Consider the following 18,475-nt stretch of genomic DNA (forward strand, 5'->3'; position numbering starts at 1 on the left):
CGACAGCGAGCAGGAGACACAGCACGATGCGTATCGGAGTTCTCACCGCCGGCGGCGACTGCCCGGGGCTGAACGCAGTGATCCGGTCGGTCGTGCACCGTGCCGTCACCAACTACGGGGACGAGGTCATCGGCTTCGAGGACGGCTACGCGGGACTGCTCGAAGGCCGCTACCGAGCCCTCGACCTGGACGCCGTCAGCGGCATCCTGGCCCGCGGCGGGACCATCCTGGGCTCCTCGCGGCTCCAGCGCGACCGCCTGCGCGAAGCCTGCGACAACGCGCAGGACATGGCGCGCGAGTTCGGCATCGACGCGCTGATCCCCATCGGCGGCGAGGGCACGCTGACCGCCGCGCGAATGCTCTCGGACGCCGGCCTGCCGGTCGTGGGCGTACCGAAGACGATCGACAACGACATCTCCTCCACGGACCGTACGTTCGGTTTCGACACCGCCGTGGGCGTCGCGACGGAGGCGATGGACCGCCTCAAGACGACGGCGGAGTCCCACCAGCGGGTGATGGTGGTCGAGGTCATGGGCCGCCACGCCGGCTGGATCGCCCTGGAGTCCGGCATGGCGGCCGGTGCCCACGGCATCTGCCTGCCCGAGCGCGCCTTCGACCCGGCCGACCTGGTCAAGATGGTCGAGGAGCGCTTCGCGCGCGGCAAGAGGTTCGCGGTCCTGTGCGTGGCCGAGGGCGCGCACCCGGCCGAGGGGTCCATGGACTACGGCCACGGCGAGATCGACCAGTTCGGCCATGAGCGGTTCCAGGGCATCGGCACCGCGCTCGCCTACGAGCTGGAGCGCCGCCTCGGCAAGGAGGCCAAGCCGGTCATCCTCGGCCACATCCAGCGCGGCGGCACGCCGACCGCGTACGACCGCGTGCTGGCGACGCGCTTCGGATGGCACGCGGTGGAGGCCGCGCACCAGGGCGAGTTCGGCCGGATGACCGCGCTGCGCGGCACGGACGTGGTGATGGTGCCGCTCGCCGAGGCGGTCACCGAGCTGAAGACCGTGCCCAAGGACCGCATGGACGAGGCGGAGTCGGTCTTCTAGCCGACCCCGGGCCCCTTCCGGCCCCGGTCACTGTCGGCCCCGGGCCCCTTCGGACCCGGGGCCCGTTCGGAGCCGGGTCCCGACGGTCCACGGCTCCGGGCCGGGCACCGTCCGGCCTTCCGGCTCCGCGGCCTCCTGGCCCTCGGTCCTGGCCCCCGGGGGCGGTCGCCCGTCGCGCGGACCGGTCAGGCGGAGCCGTCCGCGCGCCCGACCTCCGACCAGAAGTGGTCCACGATCCGGTCCAGGAAGTCCCGGCCCGCGCTGTCGGCCCCGGCGGCGGCCGAACCGCCGCTCCAGCTGAGCGTGGCCGTCATCAGCCCCTGGTACTCGGTGTGCAGCGCCCGCAGCGCGTCCCCGACCAGCCGCCGGTCCACCGGAAGCATCCGGCCCACCGGGCGTACGTAGGCCTGCCAGCGCGTCGTCACGGCGCTGCGCAGCAGCTCCGCCAGCCTCGGCTCGCGCCCGGTGATCGTGACCAGGTCCGCGGGTGAGAGTTCGAGGATTCCCGCGAGCGCCGACGACTGGCGCTCGGTGCCGTCCCACTCGTCGGCCTCCTCCATCCGCAGATAGGCGAGGACGTCGAACCCGACCGCGCGCGCCACGTCCTCGGCCGCGAGGCCCCGGGCCGCCCGGTGCTCGCGCAGCGTCCGCGGCGCGCCGATGAGTTCGCCGGGCGAGCACCAGAGCACGCCCGCGAGCGCGGTGATCTCGGGGCCGGCGGGGGCCACGGTGCCGCGTTCCCAGGCGACGACGAGGTCGGGGCTCACATGCGGCAGCCCGTACGAGGTCCTCATCCCGTACGCGACGTGTTCGGGGGCCATGCCGAGGCCGGCGCGCAGTTTCCGGGCGGACAGGGCGTCGAAGGGCGGGGTGGGCTGCTGGGCCGGCGGCTGGTGCACGCGGCCACCGTATGGGCGTTGGGCTGCGATGACTACGGTCTGTTCGGCCAGGAACACTGATTGTGCGATTCTACGGTTTCGGACTCCCGTCCGGTGCGACGGGTGAGCGGCCGGGGCGCCGGGAGCGCCAGGGAGCGCGCGGAGGGGCGTGCGACAGGTTCGCGCGACCAGGGTCGAGGGCCGTGCGGGGCATGCGCCGTGAGCAGTGTCTAAAGGCATATGCCGGGATGATTGGTGCCGCCGGGTGGTCGCCGTCCGGGCGAGGGGGCGTGCGCGGGGCGCCGAAGGGCGCGTACGCGCGGGCGGTCGTGCCCCCCGGGTGCGCCGTGCCCGGAGCGGTCGCGGGGCGGCGCCGCGGCGGATAACGGGCGGCGCGATTCGTACGGTCCGGGTCGGCGCCGCGTCCTCCGCGGCGTCCGCCGATTCGCTCGGTGTCCGGGCGGTCGGCCTTTGCGTCTGCCGGTCCGGTCGGCGTCCGGGCGGCCTCCAGGCACCGGGGGCGGCCGGCGGCAGCCCTCGACCTCCGATTGCCCGTGCCGAGGGCGGCCGGGACCCGGGCCGAACCGGGCCGCCGGGCCGCAGGGACCGGACCCGGGCCGTCCGGACCCGGGCCCGAGCGGGGTGGGCGGCGCCCCGCCGCCGGCCCGGCGGGTCAGGGGGTGCGCGCCCACCGGTACTGCAGCTCGGGCCGTCCCACCTGGCCGTACTGGGGGCTCCGGCCCGCGCGGCCCGCGTCCACCAGGTGCTCCAGATAGCGCCGGGCCGTGATCCGGGATATGCCCACCTCCTCGGCGACCCCGGCCGCGGTCAGACCGTCCGCGGCGTCGCGCAGGGCCCGGGTGACCCGCTCCAGCGTGGGAGCGCTCAACCCCTTGGGCAGCGCCGCCGGTCCGGGCGCCCGGAGGGTGGCGAGCGCGCGGTCCACCTCGTCCTGACCGCTGGCCTCGCCGGCGGCCGCGTGGAACTCCGCGTACCTGACCAGCCGGTCGCGGAGCGTGGCGAAGGTGAAGGGCTTGAGCACGTACTGCACGACACCCAGCGAAACGCCTTCCCGCACCACCGCGAGATCACGTGCGGACGTGACGGCGATGACGTCCGCGTGGTGCCCCGCCGCCCGAAGCGAGCGCGCGAGTTGCAGGCCGTGGACGTCCGGCAGATGCAGGTCGAGGAGGAGCAGGTCCACGGGTATCCGGTCCAGGGCGCGCCGGGCCTCGGCGCCGGTGTGCGCCTTGCCGACCGCGGTGAAGCCGGGCACCCGGCCCACGTACAGGACGTGGGCGTCCGCCGCGACGGGGTCGTCCTCGACGACGAGGACGCGGATGTCCGGGGAGGGGGACGGGCTGCTCATGCGGTGCCTCCGTGCGGGGTGGGCTCGGGCTCGGGCGCCGGCCCGCGCCCCTGCGGGGGCACGGCCGCGCGGCCCTCTACGGACCCGCGCCCGGCGGGCACCCCGGCCCCCTCGCCCGCCCGCCCCGCGCCCGGCAGCGGCAGGCGCACCTCGAACGACGCCCCGCCCCCGGCCGCGTCGGACACGGTCAGCGTCCCCCCGTAACGGGCCACGGTCTGCCGTACGAGCGCCAGGCCGAGCCCCCGCCCACCGGGCCCGGCGGGCTTGGTGGACCAGCCGCGCCGGAAGACCGCCTCCGCGTGGGCCGGGTCTATCCCCGCCCCGGTGTCGGTGACCCGCAGGACCAGGGACTCCGTGTCCGCGCGGGCCGTGACCGTGACCCGCGCGCCCGCCGAGCCCTGCGCGGCGTCCATGGCGTTGTCGATCAGGTTGCCCAGGACGGTCACCAGGTCACGGGAGGGGAGGGATTCCGGGAGCAGGCCGTCGTCGATGCTGCTCTCCGAGGAGACGACCAGTTCGACACCGCGCTCGTTCGCCTGCGCGGTCTTGCCCAGCAGCAGGGCCGCGAGCACCGGCTCGCCGACCGCCGCGACGACCTGGTCGGTGAGGGCCTGGGCAAGCTCCAGTTCGGCGGTGGCGAAGTCGACGGCCTCCTCCGAGCGGCCCAGCTCGATCAGCGAGACGACCGTGTGCAGGCGGTTCGCGGCCTCGTGCGCCTGGGAGCGCAACGCCGTGGTGAAGCCGCGCTCCGAGTCCAACTCGCCGGTCAGGGACTGCAGTTCGGTCACGTCGCGCAGGGTCACGACCGTGCCGCGACGCTCTCCGCCGGACACGGGCGAGGTGTTCACGACGAGCACCCGCGACTCGGTCAGGTGCACCTCGTCCACCCGCGGCTCCCCGGACAGCAGCGCCCCCGTCAGCGGCGCGGGCAGGCCCAGCTCCGCCACCGACCGGCCCATCACGTCGTCCCGCACGTCGAGCAGTTCCCTGCCCCCGTCGTTGATCAGCGCCACCCGGAACTGCCCGTCCAGCATCAGCAGCCCCTCGCGCACGGCGTGCAGCGCCGCCTCGTGGTAGTCGTGCATGCGACTCAGCTCGGCCGCGTTCATGCCGTGGGTGGAGCGGCGCAGCCGGGCGTTGATGACGTACGTGCCGACGGCGCCCAGGGCCAGCGCGGCGACCGCGACGCCCAGCAGGGCCTTCACCTGGCCCTCGACCCGCTTGCTGATCGCCTCGACCCGGATGCCCGCGCTGACCAGGCCCACGATGCGGCCGCGGTCCCGTATCGGCGTGACGGCACGGACCGACTCGCCGAGCGTGCCCGTGTACGTCTCGGTGAAGGACTCCCCGCGCAGCGCCCGGCCCGTGTGCCCGAGGAAGCGCTTGCCGATCAGCTCCTCGTTGGGGTGGGTCCAGCGGATGGCGTCCGGGTCCATGATCGTGACGAAGTCGACCTCGGCGTGCCGCTGCACCGCCGTCGCGTAGGGCTGGAGCGTCCTGGTCGGGTCCGGTGTCCTGATGGCCGCCCGTACGGAGGGGGAGTCCGCGACCGAGCGGGCCACGCCCATGGCCTGGCGGCCCGCGGCCTCCTCGGCCTGGCTGCGGTCGCTCACGTAGGTGAAGAGGGCGCAGCCCGCCACGACGACGGCGACCAGCACGGCCTGCATGGCGAAGAGCTGGCCGGCCAGGCTGCGCGGTCGGGGGACGTGGGGCAGACGCATGGCAACAGTCTGCACGCACGGTCCGGCGTGAACTCAATGAACGGAAGGGTGACCGGCCTCACACGGCGGGAGATAGTCACCGCAACCCCCGGACGTGAGCCGCACGCCGGATGATGCCGACGACGTCGTCAAGGAGGGCAGCCGTGACCAGCACACCCGAAACGGCACCTGCCGCACCCGCCGCCAAGCGGGACCGCACCCACTACCTGTACATCGCGGTGATCGCCGCTGTCGCCGCCGGTATCGCGGTGGGTCTGATCGCACCGGACTTCGCGGTCGAACTGAAGCCGATCGGTACCGGCTTCGTGAACCTGATCAAGATGATGATCTCGCCGATCATCTTCTGCACGATCGTGCTGGGCATCGGCTCGGTGCGCAAGGCCGCCAAGGTCGGAGCGGTGGGCGGCATCGCCCTCGGCTACTTCGTGGTCATGTCGTTCGTCGCACTCGCCATCGGCCTGGTCGTCGGCAACATCCTGGAGCCGGGCACCGGTCTCGCGGTGACCGACGCGGTCAAGGACGTGGGCCACGAGCAGGTCACGGAAGCGAAGAACACCGAGGAGTTCCTGCTCGGGATCATCCCCACCACGATCGTCTCCGCCTTCACCGGCGGCGAGGTGCTGCAGACCCTGCTCGTCGCGCTGCTCGCGGGCTTCGCGCTGCAGGCCATGGGCCCGGCCGGGCGCCCGGTCCTCCAGGGGATCGAGCACATCCAGCGGCTGGTCTTCCGCATCCTCGCGATGGTGATGTGGGCCGCGCCCATCGGCGCCTTCGGAGCGATCGCCGCGGTCACCGGCTCGGCGGGCCTCGACGCCCTCAAGAGCCTCGCGGTGCTCATGCTCGGCTTCTACGTCACCTGCTTCCTCTTCGTCTTCATCGTGCTGGGCGCGCTGCTGCGCGTCGTGGCCGGGCTCAACATCCTCACGCTCCTCAAGTACCTGGGCCGTGAGTTCCTGCTGATCCTGTCCACGTCCTCCTCCGAGTCGGCGCTGCCGCGGCTCATCGCGAAGATGGAGCACCTGGGGGTCAGCAAGCCGGTGGTCGGCATCACGGTCCCGACCGGCTACTCCTTCAACCTCGACGGCACCATGATCTACATGACCATGGCCTCGCTGTTCATCGCCGACGCCATGGGTACGCCGATGTCGATCGGCGAGCAGATCCCGCTGCTCCTCTTCCTGCTGGTCGCCTCCAAGGGCGCGGCGGGCGTGACGGGCGCCGGTCTCGCGACCCTGGCCGGCGGCCTCCAGTCGCACAAGCCCGCGCTGGTGGACGGCATCGGCCTGATCGTCGGCATCGACCGCTTCATGAGCGAGGCCCGCGCGCTGACGAACTTCGCGGGCAACGCGGTGGCCACGGTCCTCATCGGCACCTGGACCAAGGAGATCGACAGGCAGCGGGTCGACGAGGTGCTCGCGGGCCGGCTGCCCTTCGACGAGACGACACTCCTCGACGACGGGCACGGGGGTCACGACGACTCCTCGGACCAGGCGGACGTGCCGGACCAGCCGGGCGAGAAGACCCTGACGAAGGCCTGACCGCCCCTCGGGCGCCCGCGACCGGCCGGTCGGTTCCTGCACGGTCGCGGCCGCGACCGCCACTCGGTCCGCGGGTCCGGCTCCGATCCCGGCCGAGGCCGTGACCGGGGTCGGGACCGCGGCGGCCGGCGGCCGGCCCGGGGGCCGACGCCCTGGACCGGCCGCCCCGGCGCGGGCCGGTCCGTCGCGGTCCTGATCTCCGGGCGGCCGGGTGCTTCCCCCGCTGCTCGGCCGCCCGGTCCTGATCCCCCTCAGCCCTCCCAGCCCCCACCCCGGCCACCGGCCGGCGGACCGGTCTCCCCCCGACCGGGCCGCCCGCCGGTGGCTTCCTCGTACGCCGCCGCCGTGCGGGGGTTCCGGGTCCAGCGGGCCGGCTCACCGGGTCCGTTCACCGGGACCTGCGGGCCCAAGTGCTCAGCCAGGTAACGGGGACCCGTGGGCTCAGGTGCTCAGCCCGGTCACCAGGTCCGCGGCGTCGGCCGCGGGCATACCGGCCGAGGTCAGCATCGTGACCGCGGCGGCGCGGCCCGCGTCCTCGGCCGGCAGCAGGCCGTCGTTCACGGCCTCCATGAGGCCGAACAGGACCTGCTCGGTGACGTAGGCCAGGGCCTCGGGCGGCAGGGGCGAGGCGAACACCCCCTGGTCCAGGCCCCGGCGGAACTGCTCGACGGACGCCTCGCGCACGGGGGCTAGGCGCTCCCTGATGCCCTGCATGGTGACGCTCCGCTGGGCGAGCGCGATCAGCAGCCGGTAGCGGTCGGCGATGTCCCAGACGGCCAGGATCGAGCGGGCCATGGCCTCCGCCGGTCCCGTGACCCCTTCGAGCCCCCGGGCGTGGGCCGCCGCCACGACCTCGACGGCCTCGTCGACCAGTGCGCCGACCAGCGCCTCCCTGCTGGGGAAGTGCCCGTAGACCGTCCGACGCACGACGCCCGCGGCCCGCGCGATCTGGTCCATGGACGCGTCGGGGTCGCGCAGCAGCTCGGCGAGCGCGACGTCGAGGATGCGCCGGCGGTTGGCGTCTGCGCGGCTGCTGGTACCCGTGGTCATGCGCGTCATTCTGCCCGCTGCCGGGTGCTCGCCGCCTGCCGCCCGCTGCCGGGTGCCGACCGCAAGGTGCCGACCGCCGGAATGCGCCGTCCGCTGCCGACCGCCGGGTGCCGCCCCCGCCGGACGACGCGGTACGCCGCCCCGCCGGCCCGCGGGCACTTGAGCGGTACGCAGTCCGGTGGCCGAGGGGCCCGGCGGCCGGTGCCCGTGGCCCGCGATGGGCGGCCCGTGGCAGTCGGCCGGGCCCGCACACCCCGGTGCCTGCGCCCGCCCCCGGGCCGTGGCTCACCGGGGACGGGGCGGTGGCCCGCGCCCCGGTGACGTGCTCGGCGAGTACCCCGTCGTCCGCCGCCGCGCTCCCCGCCCGGTCCTCGCACCCGCGCCCGGTCCTCGGCCCCCCGGCCCGTCCCTCGCACGCGCGCCCGGTCCTCGCACCCGCGCCCGGCCCTCGGCCCCCCGGCCCGTCCCTCGGCCCCCCCGCCCGGTCCTCGACCCGGCGCTCGTCCTCCCCGGCGGGCACGCAGGCCCCGGCGGGCACGCAGGTCCCGCCGGGGAGTTGCACACCGCTGTGCAACGACGTACATTGCTCACGGTTGAGCAATTGCACAGCAGTGTGCAAGTCGCCGATCCGGACCTCAGTCACCGCGGAAGGGTGGACCCGAGTCATGCGCCTCATCGTCAAGGAACCGGTCGACAGGACGGGTGTGCCCTACGCCCGCCGCTGGTGGGCCCTTCTGGTGCTGTGCCTGAGCCTGCTGATCATCGTGATGGCGAACACGGCGCTCACGGTCGCGGCGCCGGACATGACCCGTGCCCTCGGTCTGACCAGCGCCGACCTGCAGTGGGTCATCGACGGCTACACCGTCCCGTACGCGGCGCTGATGCTCCTGCTCGGCGCGATCGGGGACAAGTACAGCCGCCGGGGCGCACTCGTGCTGGGGCTGCTCGTCTTCGGCGGGGGCGCGGTCGCCGGTTCGCTCGTGGACAGCGCCGGGGGCGTGATCACCGCCCGGGCCGTGATGGGTGTGGGAGCGGCCCTGATCATGCCGGCCACGCTCTCCCTGCTCGCCGCGACCTTCCCGCGTCGCGAGCGCGCCAGGGCGATCACGCTCTGGACGGCCACGGCCGGACTCGCGATCGCGGCGGGTCCGCTGGTGGCGGGAGCGCTCCTGGAGCGGTACGGCTGGTCGTCCACGTTCCTGATCAACGTGCCGATCGTCGTGCTCGCGCTCGTCGGCGCGTTCGTCCTCGTCCCGCCGTCCCGGGCCGCCCGGCGTGAACGCGTCGACCACGTGGGCGGGCTGCTCTCCGTCGTCTGGATCGGCGCGCTGGTCTACACGATCATCGAGGGCCCGCATTTCGGCTGGGGCGCCAACGCGCTCACGGCCGCCGGCGTGGCCGCGGTGGCCCTGGTCCTCTTCGTCGTCCAGGAGCTGCGGCACCCGCGCCCGGTCCTTGACCTGCGGCGCTTCGCCGACCGCCGGTTCGCGGGGTCCAACCTCGCCGTCGCGCTCTTCTTCCTCGCCGTCTTCGGTGCCTTCTACTACCTGACCCAGCACCTGCAGTTCGTCCTCGGGTACGACGCGCTGGAGACCGGTACGCGCATGCTGCCGCTCGCCGGAGCCGTCTTCGTCGGTTCGACGCTGACCGGATACCTCACCCCGCGCGTCGGCATGCGGGTCACGGTCACCGCGGGCATGGTCGGCGGCACGACGGCGCTCGCCCTGCTCACCCGGATCGACGCCGCGTCCTCGTACGGGGACTTCGTGGCACCGCTGCTCGTCCTGGGCCTTGCGATCGGGCTCGCGCTGTCCCCCTGCACGGACGCCATCATGGGCGCCTTCCCCGAGTCGGAGCTGGGGGTCGGCGGCGCGGTGAACGACACGTCGCTGGAGCTGGGCGGGTCGCTCGGGATCGCCGTACTGGGCTCGGTGCTGGCGAGTTCGTACTCCTCCAGGCTCTCGGACGCGACGGCCGGCAGCGGGCTGCCCGCCGACGCGCTGAGCAGTGCCCAGGACTCGGTGGGGGCGGGCTACGCGGTCGCGCAGGGCGTCGGGGAGCGTGCCCGGCAGCTCGCCGAGCAGGCCGCGCGGGCCGCGGACGCCACGCAGGCCGGGGAGTTGAAGGCCCAGGCCGAGCAACTCGCCTCGGGGGCGCACCGGATGGCGGACGCGGTCGCCTCCTCCTTCTCCGGTGCCGTCGCCCACACCAGCCTGATCGGAGCGGTGGTCCTCGGAGTCGGCACGGTTCTGGTGGCCGTGCTGCTGCCGCGGGGGACGGCCGCGGACACGGCTGCCGGGACGGACGCGGAGGGCGCCGCCGCACCCGGGACCCCGGCGGAAGACGGGACCCCGGCCGACGCCGGCCCCGGCGGACGGGAGCACGAGCCCGCCGGGACCGCCCGCTGACACGCGCCCGGTGCCCGGCGGGCCGGACGCCGGGCACCGGGAGCGCACACGGGCCGCCCGGTCGGGGACACCCCCGACCGGGCGGCCCGACGCATCCCACGACGCATCCGCCGACGGGACGGGCCCCGCGCTCTCGGAGGAGGCGTCCCGGCCGTCCGGGCCCGGCGTCCCTGCCCCGGGGGTCGGTCGGCCGGGGTGACGGGAGCGGTCCGAGGGTCCGTGACCGCGTCCAGGAGCGCCGTCTCCGGCGCGGTGAGCCGCAGGCCCGCCCCGGCCGCCGAGTCCCGGACCGTCTCCGGCCGGCTCGCGCCCGGGATCGGCACGACCACCGGTGAGCGTGACGACAGCCGGGCCAGGGCGACGTTCTGAGGCCCGACGCAGGTCGTGCAGCGGGCCCACCGACTCCTCGAAGGGCACGGCCGGGTCGGGCCTGTGGAGCTGGTGGAAGCCGATCGCCTCCGTGCCCGGCCGGTTCAGCGAGGCCCCGGCGGCCGCCTTCGGTGCCGGGGCGGGACGGCGATGGGCCTGCCCGACCTGATCCGCTCGGCGTAGTGGTCCAGCCCGCCGGTGAAGTCGTCGTCCCCGCCCAGCACATGGGCCACCCGCACCGCGACGTGGTCTCCGCCTGGCGCGGGGTGCGGCAGACCCGGTCGACCACGACGTCGGAGGTCCGGGAGCCGAGGGCCCGTTCCGGCGACCGTTCGTCGTCGCGGAACGTGGGAGATCCGGTCGCGGCACCGAAGGAACCACGGCATGCGCGCGCGTCCGCCACCGAAACGCCGTGACGCCGAACTGGACGCCCACGCCCACGCCGCCGCCTTGCCTTGACGCCGACGTCAAGGACTACCGTCCCGGTATGCGAATCGGCGAGCTGGCGGCGCGTGCCGGGACCACCACGCGGACCCTGCGGTACTACGAGTCGCGGGGCCTGCTGCCCGCGCGGCGCGGCGGCAACGGGTACCGGACCTACGACGAGGGCGACCTGAGGCTGCTGCGGCAGATCAGGACGCTCCAGGACTTCGGGTTCGACCTGGAGGAGACGCGTCCCTTCGTGGAGTGCCTGCGCGCCGGGCATCCGGAGGGCGACTCGTGCCCCGCCTCGCTCGCGGTCTACCGGCGCAAGCTGGGTGAGCTGGACGCCCTCATCGGCGAGCTGCGCGCGGTGCGCGGGCAGGTGGGGGAGCAGCTCGCGCGGGCCGAGCGGGCGATGGGTGAGCTGGCGGCCGAGGCGGGGGTTCCGGGCGGTCCGGACCCGGTGTGCGAACTGGAGGGACGGACGCGGTGATCAAGGCGGACGGTGTGGCCGAGGTGACGGACGAGGACTTCGCGGCGGAGGTGATCGGGGCGGAACTGCCCGTGCTGGTGGAATTCACCGCCGACTGGTGCCCGCCCTGCCGGCAGATCGCGCCGGTGCTCAGCGCCGTCGCGGCCGAGGAGGCCGGCCGGCTCAAGGTGGTGCAGATCGACGTGGACACCAACCCGGAGACCACGAACGCGTACGGAGTGCTGTCGATGCCCACCCTCATCGTGTTCCGCGACGGGCAGCCCGTGAAGTCGATGGTGGGGGCCCGCCCCAGGCGGCGGCTGCTCCAGGAGCTCGCCGACGTGCTCTGAGGCGGCCCTCGGGCGACTCCGAGGCGACCGGGATTCGCGTCAGGACAGGGAAATGGCCCGCAAGCAATTGCTTGCGGGCCATTTCCCTGCGTATATTTAATGGTTCGCGACTTTCCACAAGGCATCGCGAAAGAAGTTCATTGACCGCAGTATATCCGGCCGGGAGCGGAATTGTCAAACAAGGCCCCAAACACAGAGTCGACCAATGGATTGCCGGACGATGAATTGCGCAGCGAGCAGGAATTCATCGACGTCCTGTACGCGCGCGTCGACGCCCTGCGCGGCGGCACCGAGGCCTCGGTGGCCGACGCCCTCGCCCAGGGGAACACGCCGATGCAGGCCCGGCTGGAGCGCGACGTCCTGGTCGCCGAGCGCTCGGGCCTGCTCGCCGCGCTCAACGCGGTGGACGGCTCGCTCTGCTTCGGCCGCATCGACCTCGCCCCGGACGGCTCCCCCTCCGGCGGGCGCGGCGGGCACCCGTCCGGAACCACCCACCACATCGGCCGCATCGGCATCCGCGACGACGACGCCGCGCACACCCCGATCCTGATCGACTGGCGGGCCCCGGTCGCCCGCCCCTTCTACCTCGCGACCGGCCACACCCCGATGGGCCTGCGCCGCCGCCGGCACATCACCACCGAGGGCCGTACCGTCTCGGCGCTGCACGACGAGATCCTCGACCTGGGGGACCGCGAGCGCACGGGCCACGAGGACCCGACCGGTGACGCCGTGCTGCTCGCCGCCCTCAACTCCGCGCGCACCGGCCGCATGAACGACATCGTGCAGACCATCCAGGCCGAGCAGGACCGCATCATCCGCGCCCCGCACCGCGGTGTGCTGGTCGTGGAGGGCGGCCCCGGCACCGGCAAGACGGCCGTGGCCCTGCACCGCGCCGCGTACCTGCTCTACGAGCACCGCGAACTCCTCGCCAAGCGGGCCGTCCTCATCGTCGGCCCGAACCCCGCCTTCCTCGGCTACATCGGCGAGGTGCTGCCCGCCCTGGGTGAGACCGGTGTCCTGCTCGCGACCGTCGGCGAGCTGTACCCCGGCGTCACGGCGACCGCGTCCGACACGCCCGCCGCCGCGGCCGTGAAGGGCCGCGCGGACATGGCCGAGGTCCTCGCCGCCGTCGTCCGCGACCGCCAGACCCTGCCGGACCCGGTGATCGCCATCGAGCACGACCGGGACGTCCTGATGCTGGACAGCGGCCTCGTCGGTGTCGCCCGCGAACGCACCCGGGACGCGGGACTGCCGCACAACGTCGCCCGGGAGCACTTCGAGGGCCACATCCTCAACGCCCTCACCGACATGCTCGCCGAGCGGATCGGCACGGACCCCTTCGACGGCTCGAACCTGCTCGACCCCAGCGACATCACGCAGATCCGCGACGAACTGGCGGAGAACCCGGAGGTCTGGGCGGCCGTCGACACGCTGTGGCCGCGACTGACCCCGCAGCGGCTCGTCGCGGACTTCCTCGCCGAGCCCGACCGCCACCTGGACGCGTCCGACGCGGACGCCGTCCGCCGTCCGGTGACGCGCGCCTGGACCGTCTCCGACGTCCCGCTCCTCGACGAGGCGGCCGAACTCCTCGGGGTGGACGACCGGGTGGCGCGGGCCGCCGTCGAGCAGGAGCGCGACCGCCAGATCGCGTACGCCCAGGGCGTGCTGGACGTCTCCTACGCCTCGCGTACGTACGAGTTCGAGGACAAGGACGAGGAGGACGCGGAGGTCCTGTCCGCGCACGACATCATCGACGCCGAGCGCATGGCCGAGCGCCACGAGGAGGACGACCACCGCAGCGCCGCCGAGCGTGCCGCGGCCGACCGGACCTGGGCGTTCGGGCACATCATCGTGGACGAGGCGCAGGAGTTGTCGCCGATGGCGTGGCGGCTGCTGATGCGCCGCAGCCCCACGCGGTCGATGACCCTGGTCGGCGACCCGGCGCAGACCGCCGAGGCGGCCGGTGTGGGCTCCTGGGCGGACATCCTCCACCCCTATGTCGAGGACCGCTGGGAGCACACCCGGCTGGCCGTCAACTACCGCACCCCGTCCGAGATCATGGAGGTCGCGGCGGCCGTTCCGCGCGCCGGGCGGCCGGACTTCGAGCCGCCGAGTTCGGTGCGCTCGACGGGCGTGCGGCCGTGGCTGCGGGAGACCGCGGACCTGGCCGGGACCGTGGAGAAGTCGGTGGCCGAACTGGCGCCCGCCGAGGGGCGTCTCGCGGTGATCGCCCCACGCGGCCTGCACCCGGAACTGGCCGCCCGGCTCGACGGGATCACGGCGGGCGCGGAGCCGGACCTGACCCGCGCGGTGGTGCTGCTGGACCCCCGGCAGTCGAAGGGACTGGAGTTCGACGCGGTCCTCGTGGTCGAGCCGGGGAGCTTCGGCACGAGCGACCTGTACGTCGCGCTGACCAGGGCGACGCAGACGCTCGGCATCGTGCACACCGGCGAGCTGCCGCGGGCGCTGGCCGACGCCGTGCGCGCGGGCACCCTGGCCGACTGAAGCCGGCGGCCGGCCCGTGGTGGGAGACGCGCCCCGGAAGCCGGCGGGACGGGATGACCGGTCCCGCCCGCTTCCGGCGGCCGGGGCCTACGCCGGTCGCAGCCACACCGTCGCCAGCGGCGGCAGCGTGACCCGGATGCCGGCCGGACGGCCGTGCCACCCCTGGGCGTCCGGCTTGACGGCGTCGGGGTTCGTGACGTCGCCGCCGCCGTAGCGCGCGGCGTCCGTGTTGAGCACCTCGTGCCAGGCGGGCACGTCGTCCGGCACCCCCAGCCGGTAGCCCTCGCGCACCACGGGCGAGAAGTTGGACACGGCCAGCAGCGGGGTGCCGTCGGCCGCGTGACGCAGGAACGCGAACACGTTGTCCTCGGCGGCGTCACCGGTGATCCAGCCGAACCCGGCTGGGTCGGTGTCCCGCTCCCAGAGCGCCGGAGCGTGCCGGTAGACGGAGTTGAGGTCCCGCACGAGGTCGCGTACGCCGCGGTGGTCGGCCTCGGCCCCGTAGGAGGGGTCCAGCAGCCACCAGTCGGGTCCGTGCGCCTCGGACCATTCGGCTCCCTGGGCGAACTCCTGTCCCATGAAGAGGAGTTGCTTGCCGGGGTGCGCCCACATGAAGCCCAGGTAGGCGCGCAGGGTGGCCCGCTGCTGCCACCAGTCGCCGGGCATCTTCGACACCAACGACCGCTTCCCGTGCACCACTTCGTCGTGCGAGATGGGCAGCACGTAGTTCTCGCTGTACGCGTACACCATCGAGAACGTCATCTCCTGATGGTGGTACCTGCGGTGCACCGGCTCGTGGGAGGCGTAACCGAGCGAGTCGTGCATCCAGCCCATGTTCCACTTCAGCCTGAAGCCCAGGCCCCCGAAGCCGCCGGGGCCGGTCAGGTCGGTGGCGCGCGTGACGCCGTCCCAGGCGGTCGACTCCTCGGCGATCGTCACGACACCCGGCTCGCGCCGGTACACGGTGGCGTTCATCTCCTGCAGGAAGGCGACGGCGTCCAGGTTCTCGCGTCCGCCGTGGGCGTTGGGCGTCCACTGCCCGGCCTCGCGCGAGTAGTCGAGGTAGAGCATCGAGGCGACGGCGTCGACGCGCAGTCCGTCGATGTGGAACTCCTCGCACCAGTAGACGGCGTTGGCGACCAGGAAGTTGCGCACCTCGCGGCGGCCGTAGTCGAACTCCAGCGTGCCCCAGTCCGGGTGCGCGGCGCGCTGCGGGTCCTCGTGCTCGTAGAGCGGGCGGCCGTCGAACTCGGCGAGCGCCCACTCGTCGCGCGGGAAGTGCGCGGGCACCCAGTCCATGATCACGCCGATGCCGGCCCGGTGCAGCGCGTCGACGAGGTACTTGAAGTCGTCGGGCGTGCCGAGCCGGGCGGTCGGCGCGTAGAAGCCGGTGACCTGGTAGCCCCACGAGCCGCCGAACGGGTGCTCGGCGACGGGCATCAGCTCGACGTGCGTGAAGCCCAGGTCGGCCACGTAGCCCGGAAGCTGGTCGGCGAGCTGGCGATAGGTCAGGCCCGGTCGCCAGGAGGCGAGATGGACCTCGTACACCGACATCGGCGCCTGGTGCGCGGGTCGCTCGGCGCGGCGCGCCATCCAGTCCTCGTCCCGCCAGCGGTGGTGCGCGGCCGTGACGACGGAGGAGGTGGCGGGCGGCACCTCCGTACGACGGGCCATCGGGTCCGCGCGCATGGTCCTGGAGCCGTCGGGGCGGGTGATCTCGAACTTGTACAGCTCGCCCTCGCCGACGCGGGGGACGAACAGCTCCCAGACCCCCGACGATCCCAGCGACCGCATCGGGAAGGCCGTCGCGTCCCAGAAGTTGAAGGACCCCGCGACCCGCACGCCCCGGGCGTTGGGGGCCCACACGGTGAAGCGGGTCCCGGCGACGCCCTGGTGCTCCATGGGCTGCGCGCCCAGCGCCTTCCAGAGCTGCTCGTGCCGCCCCTCGCCGAACAGGTGCAGATCGAACTCGCCGAGCGAGGGCAGGAACCCGTAGGCGTCCTCGGTCTCGTGGACCGTCCCCTCGTACTCCACCAGCAGCCGGTACACCGGCACCCCGGTCAGCGGCAGCACCGCCGAGAAGAACCCCTCGCCGTCGTCGCCCAGTTCGGCCCGCAGGCCCTCGGCGACGACCGTCACGGACAGCGCGTAGGGGCGCAGCGCGCGGAAGGCGACACCGCCGGGCACGGGGTGGGCGCCCAGCACGGCGTGCGGATCGTGGTACGTGCCGCCGAGCAGCCTCTCGCGGTCCTCGCGCTCCAGCACCGCGGAGGGCGGCGCCCCGGGCGGGGGCGGCGCGTCCCGTACGGCGGGCGCCTCCTGCACGGACGGCTCGGTCACGGGCCCGGCGGAGTCGCCGGCCCCGGCAGGGGTCTCGTCGGCGGCCCTGTCCGAGGCCTCGGCCTTCGCGCTCTTCGGCTTCCGGGCGGGCGGGTTCGGGCGGGGCGTCACGGGAGGAGCCTCCTCGGCAGAGGGGAGAGGGGAGAGGGCGGACGGATCAGGACGCATCGGAGAGAGCCAGACGGCGGACCGCCGTCATCGGTACGGGCAGCCAGTCGGGCCGGTGCCGCGCCTCGTACACCACTTCGTAGACCGCCTTGTCGGTCTCGTACGCGCGCAGCAGCACCGGGTCGGTCCGCGGATCGCGCCCGGCGACCTCCGCGTATCCCGAGCAGTAGGCGGCCCGGCAGGCGTCCGCCCAGCCGGGGACGGTGTGCGTGAGCGAGTGCGCCGCGTAGTCGAAGGAGCGCAGCATGCCCGCCACGTCCCGCGCGGGGGGCTGGGGCATGCGCCGCTCGGCCAGCGGCTTCGACGGCTCGCCCTCGAAGTCGATCAGCGTCCACTCGCCCGACGGGGACCGCAGGCACTGGCCGAGGTGGAGGTCGCCGTGGATCCGCTGGGCGGTCCAGGTGCGGCCCTCGCCCGCCAGGTCGGCCAGGGCCGTGAACGCGGACCGCAGGCCGGGGGCGTACGGGCGCAGCGAGGGCACCGCCTGCACGGCCGTCTCCAGCCGCTCGGTCATGCCGGCCGCGAGAACCTCCATCTGCCCGCGTCCCAGTGTCACCGTGGGCAGGGCCCCGGCCAGCGCCGTGTGCACCTCGGCCGTGGCGCGCCCGAGGGCCCGCGCCCCGCGGCTGAAGTCCTCGCCCTTGGCCAGTTCTCCCCGGGCCAGCCCCCAGCCGTCCGCCGCGCCCTGCACGAAGGGCTGCAGCACACCCAGGACGGAGGTGTCGCCCGCCAGGTCGGCGAGTATCCAGCCGGCGGGCGCGGGGACGCGCGCGCAGCCCGCGCGGGCGAGGGCGAGCGGCAGTTCCAGGTCGGGGTTGACGCCCGGCACTGTCCGCCGCAGCAGTTTGAGGATGAACGTATCTCCGTAGACCACGGAGGAGTTGGACTGCTCGGCCGTCATCAGCCGGGGTATCAGGCCGTCCCTTATCTCCTGCCGTGCGTCCCCCTCGAAGCGCAGGGCGCCGACGCGCGCCCGGGCCCGTATCGCCTCCAGGAGCACATCGGCGGGCCGCGGGTCGTGCAGCGCCTCGTACACCGACCGTCCGGCCAGCGGCCCCTCGGTGGGACGGCCGATCAGCGCGGGCGCCAGGCGCGGTGGCAGCGTCTCGCGCACTCCGAGGAGGAGTTGGTAGCAGTCGCCCGGGTGCGCGGTGCCGCCCTGCGCGGGCGGCTGGTGGGCGCGGACGAGCAGGTGCAGCAGCCCCAGGTTCGCGTCGAACGGCAGTACCTCCGCCGCCGCGACCAGCGAGAAGCCGGTCACGGGACGGCCCTTGCCGGCGAACCACCGCTGCCGTGGCAGCCATTCGCGCAGCAGTGGATCGAGCGACGCGAGCAGGTCCTGGCGTGTCGCGGAGGGTGCGTGCGCGGAGCTGGTGACGGCTTCCGTCATGGCGTCGCGTCCTTTCCCCGGGGCCCGAGGACCGGGGGAGGCGGGGTGTTACTGATGGGTGCCCAGGGCGGGACGGCGGAAACCGCCCGGTCCCCGGTTTCGGCGGCCGGCCGGGCCCGGGCCCCGAGGGGTCCCGTTCCGGCGCCGCCGTCGCCTGCGCGGGGTCGGCCCGCGGGGTGACTCACCTGTCACTCACCCCGCGGCACCGCGTGCCCGGCACCTCTCGCGGAGGTGCCGGAACGGCGTCTACACGGCGTCCTTGCGGAGTCGGAACCAGTAGAAGCCGTGGCCGGCGAGGGTGAGGAGGTAGGGGAGTTGGCCGATGGCGGGGAAGCGGACGCCGCCGATGAGTTCGACGGGGTGGCGTCCGTCGAAGGCCTGGAGGTCGAGTTCGGTGGGTTGGGCGAAGCGGGAGAAGTTGTGGACGCACAGGACGAGGTCG

The 18,475-nt window shown here is 74.1% G+C and carries 14 protein-coding genes and 1 pseudogene; 7 read left to right on the forward strand and 8 right to left on the reverse strand.

What is annotated here, in order from left to right:
• The first annotated feature begins 26 nt into the window (after positions 1-26).
• The gene (locus tag IE265_RS03145; protein WP_190033699.1) at positions 27-1,052 is read left to right on the forward strand and encodes an ATP-dependent 6-phosphofructokinase; all 1,026 of its coding nucleotides are present in this window, start codon (positions 27-29) and stop codon (positions 1,050-1,052) included.
• A gap of 185 nt (positions 1,053-1,237) precedes the next feature.
• Here IE265_RS03145 and IE265_RS03150 read toward each other — a convergent pair whose 3' ends face one another.
• The 3 genes from IE265_RS03150 to IE265_RS03160 all read right to left on the reverse strand — a co-directional run bounded on the left by IE265_RS03150 (position 1,238) and on the right by IE265_RS03160 (position 5,020).
• Positions 1,238-1,951 (reverse strand): helix-turn-helix domain-containing protein, encoded by a 714-nt coding sequence (locus IE265_RS03150; protein ID WP_190033700.1) that lies wholly within the window; start codon positions 1,949-1,951, stop codon positions 1,238-1,240.
• A 652-nt stretch (positions 1,952-2,603) separates the two neighbouring features.
• Entirely contained in the window at positions 2,604-3,299 is a 696-nt protein-coding gene (locus IE265_RS03155) for a response regulator (RefSeq protein WP_190033701.1), read from the reverse strand.
• Positions 3,296-5,020: a sensor histidine kinase gene (locus tag IE265_RS03160; RefSeq protein WP_190033702.1), complete on the reverse strand. Its 1,725-nt coding sequence runs from the start codon at positions 5,018-5,020 to the stop codon at positions 3,296-3,298. The genes IE265_RS03155 and IE265_RS03160 overlap by 4 nt, the downstream gene beginning before the upstream one ends.
• Positions 5,021-5,163: 143 nt before the next feature.
• Here IE265_RS03160 and IE265_RS03165 point away from each other — a divergent pair, with 143 nt between their 5' ends.
• A complete protein-coding gene (locus tag IE265_RS03165; protein WP_190033703.1) occupies positions 5,164-6,558 on the forward strand; it encodes a cation:dicarboxylate symporter family transporter in 1,395 nt (464 codons plus the stop codon).
• Positions 6,559-6,999: 441 nt separating this feature from the next.
• Here IE265_RS03165 and IE265_RS03170 read toward each other — a convergent pair whose 3' ends face one another.
• Positions 7,000-7,617 (reverse strand): TetR/AcrR family transcriptional regulator, encoded by a 618-nt coding sequence (locus IE265_RS03170; RefSeq protein ID WP_190033704.1) that lies wholly within the window; start codon positions 7,615-7,617, stop codon positions 7,000-7,002.
• A gap of 656 nt (positions 7,618-8,273) precedes the next feature.
• On the opposite strand from IE265_RS03170, the gene IE265_RS03175 reads away from it, so the two are divergent.
• Both IE265_RS03175 and IE265_RS39085 read left to right on the forward strand, forming a co-directional pair.
• Positions 8,274-10,016 carry an MFS transporter gene (locus tag IE265_RS03175; RefSeq protein WP_190033705.1) on the forward strand — a complete coding sequence of 581 codons (1,743 nt, stop codon included), beginning with the start codon at positions 8,274-8,276 and terminating at the stop codon, positions 10,014-10,016.
• Positions 10,017-10,235: 219 nt separating this feature from the next.
• Positions 10,236-10,385, forward strand: a complete 150-nt coding sequence (locus IE265_RS39085) for a hypothetical protein (protein WP_190033706.1) — start codon at positions 10,236-10,238, stop codon at positions 10,383-10,385.
• A gap of 140 nt (positions 10,386-10,525) precedes the next feature.
• On the opposite strand, the pseudogene IE265_RS38145 reads toward IE265_RS39085, so the two are convergent.
• Positions 10,526-10,630 (reverse strand): annotated as a pseudogene (locus IE265_RS38145) (reductase); the annotation flags it as partial.
• A 242-nt stretch (positions 10,631-10,872) separates the two neighbouring features.
• On the opposite strand from IE265_RS38145, the gene IE265_RS03185 reads away from it, so the two are divergent.
• From IE265_RS03185 to IE265_RS03195, 3 genes are all read left to right on the forward strand, one after another.
• Complete coding sequence (locus IE265_RS03185; RefSeq protein ID WP_190033707.1) at positions 10,873-11,301, forward strand: MerR family transcriptional regulator; 429 nt, start codon at positions 10,873-10,875, stop codon at positions 11,299-11,301.
• Positions 11,298-11,630, forward strand: coding sequence for a thioredoxin (trxA, locus tag IE265_RS03190; RefSeq protein WP_308434767.1), 333 nt, complete (start codon positions 11,298-11,300; stop codon positions 11,628-11,630). Before IE265_RS03185 ends, trxA begins: the two co-directional genes overlap by 4 nt.
• Positions 11,631-11,783: 153 nt before the next feature.
• Complete coding sequence (locus IE265_RS03195) at positions 11,784-14,135, forward strand: HelD family protein (RefSeq protein WP_190033770.1); 2,352 nt, start codon at positions 11,784-11,786, stop codon at positions 14,133-14,135.
• A gap of 87 nt (positions 14,136-14,222) precedes the next feature.
• Here IE265_RS03195 and glgB read toward each other — a convergent pair whose 3' ends face one another.
• The 3 genes from glgB to IE265_RS03210 all read right to left on the reverse strand — a co-directional run.
• Positions 14,223-16,586 carry a 1,4-alpha-glucan branching enzyme gene (glgB, locus tag IE265_RS03200; RefSeq protein WP_229915980.1) on the reverse strand — a complete coding sequence of 788 codons (2,364 nt, stop codon included), beginning with the start codon at positions 16,584-16,586 and terminating at the stop codon, positions 14,223-14,225.
• Between the two features lie 46 nt (positions 16,587-16,632).
• Complete coding sequence (locus tag IE265_RS03205) at positions 16,633-18,033, reverse strand: maltokinase N-terminal cap-like domain-containing protein (protein WP_190033708.1); 1,401 nt, start codon at positions 18,031-18,033, stop codon at positions 16,633-16,635.
• Positions 18,034-18,279: 246 nt separating this feature from the next.
• The coding region (locus tag IE265_RS03210; RefSeq protein ID WP_190033709.1) for an alpha-glucosidase C-terminal domain-containing protein at positions 18,280-18,475 on the reverse strand (196 nt) is incomplete at its 5' end.

Source organism: Streptomyces fructofermentans (assembly GCF_014651055.1).
Lineage (GTDB): Bacteria > Actinomycetota > Actinomycetes > Streptomycetales > Streptomycetaceae > Streptomyces > Streptomyces fructofermentans.

Excerpts from the sequence above, each read along its gene's own strand:
- IE265_RS03145 (WP_190033699.1), top strand. The coding sequence starts at position 27 with ATGCGTATCGGAGTTCTCACCGCCGGCGGCGACTGCCCGGGGCTGAAC.
- IE265_RS03155 (WP_190033701.1), bottom strand. The coding sequence starts at position 3,299 with ATGAGCAGCCCGTCCCCCTCCCCGGACATCCGCGTCCTCGTCGTCGAG.
- IE265_RS03160 (WP_190033702.1), bottom strand. The coding sequence starts at position 5,020 with ATGCGTCTGCCCCACGTCCCCCGACCGCGCAGCCTGGCCGGCCAGCTC.
- IE265_RS03170 (WP_190033704.1), bottom strand. The coding sequence starts at position 7,617 with ATGACGCGCATGACCACGGGTACCAGCAGCCGCGCAGACGCCAACCGC.
- IE265_RS03175 (WP_190033705.1), top strand. The coding sequence starts at position 8,274 with ATGCGCCTCATCGTCAAGGAACCGGTCGACAGGACGGGTGTGCCCTAC.
- IE265_RS03185 (WP_190033707.1), top strand. The coding sequence starts at position 10,873 with ATGCGAATCGGCGAGCTGGCGGCGCGTGCCGGGACCACCACGCGGACC.
- IE265_RS03205 (WP_190033708.1), bottom strand. The coding sequence starts at position 18,033 with ATGACGGAAGCCGTCACCAGCTCCGCGCACGCACCCTCCGCGACACGC.